This window comes from Bradyrhizobium sp. PRIMUS42 (assembly GCF_023006515.1).
GTDB lineage: Bacteria > Pseudomonadota > Alphaproteobacteria > Rhizobiales > Xanthobacteraceae > Bradyrhizobium.
Genome location: NZ_JALBGZ010000024.1, coordinates 19228 through 27018 on the forward strand (window position 1 = coordinate 19228; position 7791 = coordinate 27018).

At 63.4% G+C, this 7791-nt stretch carries 6 protein-coding genes; all 6 read left to right on the top strand.

The window, feature by feature from the left end; translation table 11 throughout:
- Window positions 1-268 precede the first annotated feature (268 nt).
- On the top strand, window positions 269-2074 hold the full coding sequence (gene xoxF5 / locus MOV75_RS04690) for a lanthanide-dependent methanol dehydrogenase XoxF5 (RefSeq protein WP_246918085.1): 1806 nt from the start codon (window positions 269-271) through the stop codon (window positions 2072-2074).
- A gap of 71 nt (window positions 2075-2145) precedes the next feature.
- Entirely contained in the window at window positions 2146-2676 is a 531-nt protein-coding gene (locus MOV75_RS04695; RefSeq protein WP_246918086.1) for a c-type cytochrome, methanol metabolism-related, read from the top strand.
- A 64-nt stretch (window positions 2677-2740) separates the two neighbouring features.
- Complete coding sequence (locus tag MOV75_RS04700; protein ID WP_246918087.1) at window positions 2741-3850, top strand: S-(hydroxymethyl)glutathione dehydrogenase/class III alcohol dehydrogenase; 1110 nt, start codon at window positions 2741-2743, stop codon at window positions 3848-3850.
- Window positions 3851-3883: 33 nt separating this feature from the next.
- Window positions 3884-4447, top strand: coding sequence for an S-(hydroxymethyl)glutathione synthase (gene gfa, locus MOV75_RS04705; protein ID WP_246918088.1), 564 nt, complete (start codon window positions 3884-3886; stop codon window positions 4445-4447).
- Window positions 4448-5080: 633 nt separating this feature from the next.
- Window positions 5081-5533, top strand: coding sequence for a (2Fe-2S)-binding protein (locus MOV75_RS04710; protein WP_247005035.1), 453 nt, complete (start codon window positions 5081-5083; stop codon window positions 5531-5533).
- A gap of 1 nt (window position 5534) precedes the next feature.
- A partial coding sequence (locus MOV75_RS04715; protein WP_247005037.1) for a molybdopterin cofactor-binding domain-containing protein occupies window positions 5535-7791 on the top strand: 2257 nt, incomplete at its 3' end.

Below are 7791 nucleotides of genomic sequence, written 5' to 3' on the forward strand. Positions count from 1 at the left end.
CAAAATCTTTTCCTCCGTGCGCTGTCAAGCAAACCGGCTTCTCTCTTGGGCAAGTTTCCCGATGACGAAGTCGTTAGGGATTGCGGCAGGAACAATAAGAACGGGCCGCGCTGCACGCGGACCCGTGGCTCTCATCAGGAGGAGGAGACAGCCCAGCATCGTTTCTGGTCCCAAACGTGACCGCCCTGCACGAGCAGACGCCGGACGAGAAGCCCGGTGAATCACTAATGCTTCGGAAACAATAAACGAGACCAACGGAGGAATGACTATGCGCAAGGTGCTACTGGCGACCTTTCTTGGCTCAGCGGCGGCTCTCGCCGTCGGGAGCGCGTCGGCCAATGACGAGCTGATCAAGATGTCGCAGAACCCGAAAGACTGGGTGATGCCGACCGGTGACTACGCCAATACCCGCTATTCCAAGCTCAACCAGATCAACGCACAGAACGTAGGCAAGCTCCAGGTTGCCTGGACCTTCTCGACCGGCGTGCTGCGCGGCCATGAGGGCGGCCCGCTGATCATCGGCAACATGATGTACGTCCATACCCCGTTCCCAAACAAGGTCTACGCCATTGACCTTTCGCAGGAGAACAAGATCGTCTGGAAGTACGAGCCGAAGCAGGATCCGAACGTTATCCCGGTGATGTGCTGCGACACGGTTAACCGTGGCCTGGCCTACGGCGACGGCAAGATCTTCCTGCATCAAGCCGACACCACCCTCGTCGCGCTCGATGTCAAGACCGGTCAGGTCGCATGGACCGCCAAGAATGGCGACCCCAGCAAGGGCGAGACCGGCACGTCGGCGCCCATGGTCATCAAGGACAAGGTGCTGATCGGCATCTCCGGCGGCGAGTTCGGCGTCCAGGCTCATATGTCGGCCTACGATATCAAGACCGGCAAGCTGGCATGGCGCGGATATTCGGAAGGCCCGGATGACCAGATTCTGGTCGACGCCGAGAAGACCACCGCACTCGGCAAGCCGGTCGGCAAGGACTCGAGCCTCAAGACCTGGCAAGGCGATCAGTGGAAGATCGGCGGCGGCGCCACCTGGGGCTGGATCTCCTACGATCCCGAGCTGAACCTGGTCTATTACGGATCGGGCAACCCCTCGACCTGGAATCCGAAGCAGCGTCCCGGCGACAACAAATGGTCGATGACGATCTGGGCGCGTAACCCGGATACCGGCGTTGCCAAGTGGGTCTATCAGATGACGCCCCACGACGAGTGGGACTATGACGGCGTCAACGAGATGATCCTCTCGGATCAGGCGATCAACGGCCAGCCGCGCAAGCTGCTGACGCATTTCGATCGTAACGGCCTCGCCTATACCCTCGATCGCGTTAACGGTGAGCTTCTGGTCGCCGAAAAGTACGATCCGAAGGTGAACTGGACCTCCGGCGTCGACATGGACAAGAACTCGCCGACCTACGGCCGTCCGAAGGTGCTCGACGCAGCTTCGACCGACAAGGCGGGCGAGGACCACAACGTGAAGGGCATCTGCCCGGCCGCGCTCGGCACCAAGGACGAGCAGCCGGCAGCCTACTCGCCGGACACGCAACTGTTCTACGTTCCGACCAACCACGTCTGCATGGACTACGAACCGTTCAAGGTGAGCTACACCGCGGGCCAGCCCTATGTGGGCGCGACGCTCTCGATGTATCCGCCGCAGGGTGAAAGCCACATGGGCAACTTCATCGCCTGGGACGGCAAGACCGGCAAGATCGTCTGGTCGAACAAGGAGCAGTTCTCGGTCTGGTCGGGTGCGCTCGCAACCGCCGGCAACGTGGTGTTCTACGGCACGCTCGAAGGCTACCTGAAGGCGGTCGACGCCAAGACCGGCAAGGAGCTCTACAAGTTCAAGACTCCCTCCGGCATCATCGGCAACGTCACGACCTATGAGAACGGCGGCAAGCAGTATGTCGCAGTGCTCTCCGGCGTCGGCGGCTGGGCCGGCATCGGTCTGGCGGCCGGTCTGACCGATCCGACCGCAGGTCTCGGCGCAGTCGGTGGCTACGCGGCCCTCAGCAACTACACGGCACTCGGCGGTACGCTGACCGTGTTCGCGCTGCCGAACTAGGCCCATCAGCATCGCTCCGGCGCGTGGATTAACTCCACGCGCCGGCTCGTCTCCCCCGGGTTCCTTCGAGGATGAATCTCTTGCGTAAAATCTGCTCTGTCATTGCTGTGACGATCTTGGTTGCGTCCGGAGGAATTGCGGTCGCGGACGATCCGGGCGACCCGACCGCCGTGAAGAAGGAAGACGACGGCAAGTGGCTCGATAAGGAAGGAATCCCGACCTACAAGATTTCGGCGGACGGCACCGTGGACTGGTTCACCTATTCCGGATACCGCCGCTATCACTCCGACTGCCACGTCTGCCATGGCCCGGACGGCATGGGCTCCACCTACGCGCCGGCGCTCAAGGATTCCGTCAAGACGATGAGCTATGGCGATTTCCTCGGCGTGGTCGCCTCGGGTCGCAAGAACATCTCGACCGCGCAGGAGAACGTCATGCCGGCCTTCGGCGATAATCCGAACGTCGCCTGCTACATGGACGACCTGTACGTCTATCTGCGCGCCCGCTCCACCGAAGCATGGGGCCGGCAGCGTCCCTCCAAGAAGGAGGAGAAGACAGAGGCCTACACCAAGGCGGAAGACGCCTGCATGGGCAAGAAGTGAAGCTACGCTACGAGGACTGCCGAGACGACCTCTTGGCGCCCCACGAGAATCTGAGGAGTTTACGATGAAGACACGTGCAGCCGTCGCTTTCGAGGCCAAGAAGCCGCTCGAGATCGTCGAGCTCGATCTGGAAGGCCCGAAGGCCGGCGAAGTCCTGGTCGAGATCAAGGCGACGGGCATCTGCCATACCGACGCCTATACGCTCGACGGCTTCGACAGCGAGGGAATTTTCCCGTCGATCCTGGGCCATGAGGGCGCAGGCATCATCCGCGAGATCGGTCCCGGCGTGACCTCGGTGAAGCCGGGTGACCACGTCATCCCGCTCTACACGCCGGAATGCCGGCAGTGCAAAAGCTGCCTCAGCCAGAAGACCAATCTCTGCACCGCGATCCGCGCGACGCAAGGCAAGGGCGTGATGCCCGACGGCACCAGCCGCTTCTCCTACAAGGGCAAGCCGGTCTACCATTACATGGGCTGCTCGACCTTCTCGAACTTCACCGTGCTGCCGGAGATCGCGGTCGCCAAGATCCGCGAGGACGCCCCCTTCGACAAGAGCTGCTACATCGGTTGCGGCGTCACCACCGGCGTCGGCGCCGTCGTCAACACCGCGAAGGTCACGCCAGGCTCCAACGTGGTCGTGTTCGGCCTCGGCGGCATCGGCCTCAACGTGATCCAGGGCGCCAAGATGGCCGGCGCCGACAAGATCATCGGCGTCGACATCAACGACGCCAAGGAGGATTGGGGCCGCAGGTTCGGCATGACTGAATTCGTCAATCCCAAGAAGGTTACCGGCGACATCGTCCAGCATCTCGTCGGCCTCACCGACGGTGGCGCCGACTACACTTTCGATTGCACCGGCAACACCACGGTGATGCGCCAGGCGCTGGAAGCCTGCCATCGCGGCTGGGGCACCTCGATCATCATCGGCGTTGCCGAGTCCGGCAAGGAGATCGCCACCCGCCCGTTCCAGCTCGTCACCGGACGCAACTGGCGCGGCACGGCCTTCGGCGGTGCGCGCGGCCGCACCGACGTGCCGAAGATCGTCGACTGGTACATGAACGGAAAAATCCAGATCGATCCGATGATCACCCACGTGCTCAAGCTCGAGGAGATCAACAAGGGCTTTGACCTCATGCACGAGGGCAAATCCATCCGTTCAGTCGTCGTGTTCTAGCTCGAAAGCGTCACCCCCAAGGAGGATCGACCCATGACTGTTGCACTCCACCCTACGATCGACAACGGCCTCAAACAGGGCAGCGGCAGCTTCGCCGGCGGTACGCTGGCCTGCAAATGCAAGGACCACCAGGTCAAGGTTGGCATCAAGGGCGACGTCGCGCATAACCACGCCTGCGGCTGCACCAAGTGCTGGAAGCCGCAGGGCGCGATGTTCTCCGTCGTCGCCGTGGTGCCGCGCCAGAACGTCACCGTGCTCGAGAACGGCGACAAGCTCCAGGTCGTCGATCCCTCCGCGGTGATCCAGCGTCACGCCTGCAAGGCCTGCGGCACGCACCTGTACGGCCGCATCGAAAACACGGGCCACGCGTTCTACGGTCTCGACTTCATCCATCCCGAGCTGTTCCAGGAGCAGGGCTCGCAGGCGCCGCAATTCGCCGCCTTCGTCTCCTCGGTGATCGAAGCGGGCGTGAAGCCGGAGCAGATGGCTGGCATCCGTTCGCGGCTGAAGGAAATCGGGCTCGAGCCCTATGATTGCCTGTCACCGGCGCTAATGGACGCGCTCGCGACCCACGTTGCCAAAGCCAAAGCTGCTTAAGCAAGGCCGCCAGACGTTCGCCGAACCCCGTCCGCTCGCTGGCCTCGACCAGTGCCGGCGAGCCGGACGGGCTCAGGCCCCGGGACGATCGCGGCGCTGCCGCAGCCTCTGCAATCTACGCGTATACGAGGGTGACTAGTTCCCTCAGTCCTGGTCTCTGAATGACTGCGCGGCGCCGCCAACTTCCGTCTTGAAGTCCCGGCCCTGCGTTTCTCCCTCCCTCGACTGAGGCATCCTGCTTCGTCCGCGCAGTCTTTCTGGCGGACGAAGCTTTTTTTCGTTGCACCGCCTGTTTGCGAACGCGCGGTCCACGCGGCGCGATGACACGCCCTGCTTTTGACAAACCATCGATACAATCTTTTCCCGGTGAGAACACCCGGCTGTGAACGCCGGGCCGGCGCGATCCCTGTTACGATCGCGCCGTCACGATGCCGCGCGAAATGCAATCAATTAAGAACAAAAACGGGAGGTATCGAACACATCCAGACATCGAGATTCACGTTCCTGCCCCTGCCGGGATTTGCCCGTGCAGGATCCTGGGCCGGAATGTGACGACGCGACGCAACTGGCATTGGGCCGACTGGCGTCGGCGGGTTCTCAATTTGGCATGCTTATGAAGAGCGAGGGACGATCATGATCAAGGTGAAGATCAACGGCCAGGAACAGAGCTGGGACGGCGACCCGGATCTCCCGCTACTCTGGTTCCTGCGTGACGAGGCCGGGCTGACCGGCACCAAATACGGCTGCGGCCAGGCCCTGTGCGGCGCCTGCACCGTCATCGTCGACAAGGAGGCCGTACGGGCCTGCGTCACGTCGGTGAACGACGTCGCCGGCCGCGAGGTCACCACGATCGAAGGGCTGCATGCGAACGGCGATCATCCGGTACAAAAGGCCTGGCGCCAGGTCAACGTGCCCCAATGCGGTTTCTGCCAGGCCGGTCAGATCATGCAGGCCGCCGCGCTTCTGATGGAGAACCCAAAGCCCTCGCATGATCAGATCCGCGAGGCGATGTCCGGCAACATCTGCCGCTGCGGCTGCTACCAACGCATCGAGAACGCGGTCCATCTCGCATCGACGGGAGTGTGACATGAATTTCATCGACAATCCCCGCAAGCTTCGCGGTTTCGAGAAGCACGTCAGGGTCGAGAAGGTCTCGCGCCGCAGTATCCTGAAGGGGCTCGGCGTCACCGGCGGCTTCGTGCTCGCCGCGCCCGTGATGTCGCGCCAGGCGCTTGCCTATGAGACCGGTGCCGGCAAGATGCCGCATGGCGTCGTGGTCGATCCGCGCGTGTTCGTTTCGGTCGGCCCGGACGGCATCGTCACCATCGTCGGGCACCGTTCGGAAATGGGCACCGGCGTGCGCACCAGCCTGCCGCTGATCGTGGCAGAGGAGATGGAAGCCGACTGGTCCAGGGTCAAGGTGCAGCAGGCCCATGGCGACGAGGTGAAGTTCGGCAACCAGGATACCGACGGCTCGCGCAGCACGCGGCATTATCTGATGCCGATGCGCCAGATCGGCGCTTCGGCCCGCACCATGCTGGAGCAGGCCGCCGCGAAGCGCTGGGGCGTGCCGGCGACCGAGGTCAAGGCGGTCAATCACGAGGTCGTCCACAGCGCCAGCGGCCGCAAGCTCGGCTTCGGCGAGCTCGCCGCCGACGCCGCCAAGGAATCGGTGCCCAGCATCGAAGGGCTCAAGCTGAAGGACCCCCGGGCTTTCCGCTATCTCACCAAGGGGCAGGTCGGCATGGTCGACCTCCACGACATCACCACCGGCAAGGCGCGTTACGGCGCAGACGTGCGGCTGCCGGGCATGAAATATGCCGTGATCGCGCGCCCGCCGGTGACCGGGGGCAAGCTGGTCTCGTTCGATCCGGACGCGGCACTGAAGGTCCCCGGCGTCGAGAAGGTGATGAAGGTTCAAGGCTGGCCGTGGCCGTCGAAGTTCCAGCCGCTCGGCGGCGTTGCCGTGATCGCGCGCAACACCGGCGCGGCGATCAAGGGCCGCGATGCGCTGAAGCTGGTCTGGGACGACGGGGCCAACGGCAAATACGACTCGGTCGCCTACCGCAAGGAACTCGAGGAGGCCTCGCGCAAGCCCGGCCTCGTGCTGCGCAAGGAGGGCGATGCGGATGCTGCGTTGAAGGGCGCGGACAAGGTGATCGTCGGCGAGTACTACCTCCCGCATCTCGCCCATGTCAGCATGGAGCCGCCGGTGGCGGTCGCCGACGTCAAGGGCGACAAGGCGGAGATCTGGGCGCCGGTGCAGAGCCCGGGCGGCACCCGCGAAGACGTCGCCAAGACACTCGGCATTCCCGAAGGCAACGTCACCGTCAACGTGACCCTGCTCGGCGGCGGTTTTGGCCGCAAGTCGAAATGCGACTTTGCACTCGAGGCCGCCCTGCTGTCGAAGGAGCTCGGCGCACCGGTCAAGGTGCAGTGGACGCGGGAGGACGACATCCATAACGGCTTCCTGCACACGGTCTCGGTCGAGCGGATCGAGGCCGGCCTCGACAAGAGCGGCAAGGTGATTGCCTGGCGCCACCGCAGCGTGGCTCCCAGCATCGCATCGACCTTCGCCGCCGGCACTGTGAATCAAGCGCCGTTCGAGATCGGCATGGGCCTCGTCGACATGCCGTTCGAGATCGCCAATATCTCGTGCGAGAATCCGGAGGCCGCCGCGCATACCCGCATCGGCTGGTTCCGCTCGGTCTCGAACATTCCGCGCGCTTTCGCGGTGCAGTCGATGGTCGGCGAGATCGCGCAGGCGACAGGGCGCGACCAGAAAGACATGTTGCTCGAGCTGATCGGCTCGCCCCGCATCGTCAAGCCTGACGTGAAGGACCTCTGGAACTATGGCGAGCCCCAGGACAGCTACCCGATCGACACTGCGCGCCTTCGCAAGGTCGTCGAGCTGGTCGCCGAGAAGGGCGGATGGGGTCGCCAGGTTCCGAAGGGCCACGGTCTCGGTATTGCGGTGCATCGCAGCTTCGTCAGCTACATCGCGACCATCGTCGAGGTGGCCGTCGACGACAAGGGCAAGCTGACGGTGCCAAGGGTCGACACGGCGATCGACTGCGGCACCTATGTCAACCCCGAACGCATCGCCTCGCAGATCGAGGGCGCCGCGATCATGGGGCTGAGCCTCGCCAAATACGGCGAGATCAGCTTCAAGGACGGCAAGGTGGAGCAGAAGAACTTTGACGACTTCCAGGTCGTCAGGATCGACGAATCTCCTGTCGGTCGACACGCCGTAATGTTCGAGATTCTCCAGCGCCTGCTGGCGAATCTTGCGCAAATCCGCGCCGCGCAGGTTGAACAGCGCATCGCGCTGCAGCGAATCGAAC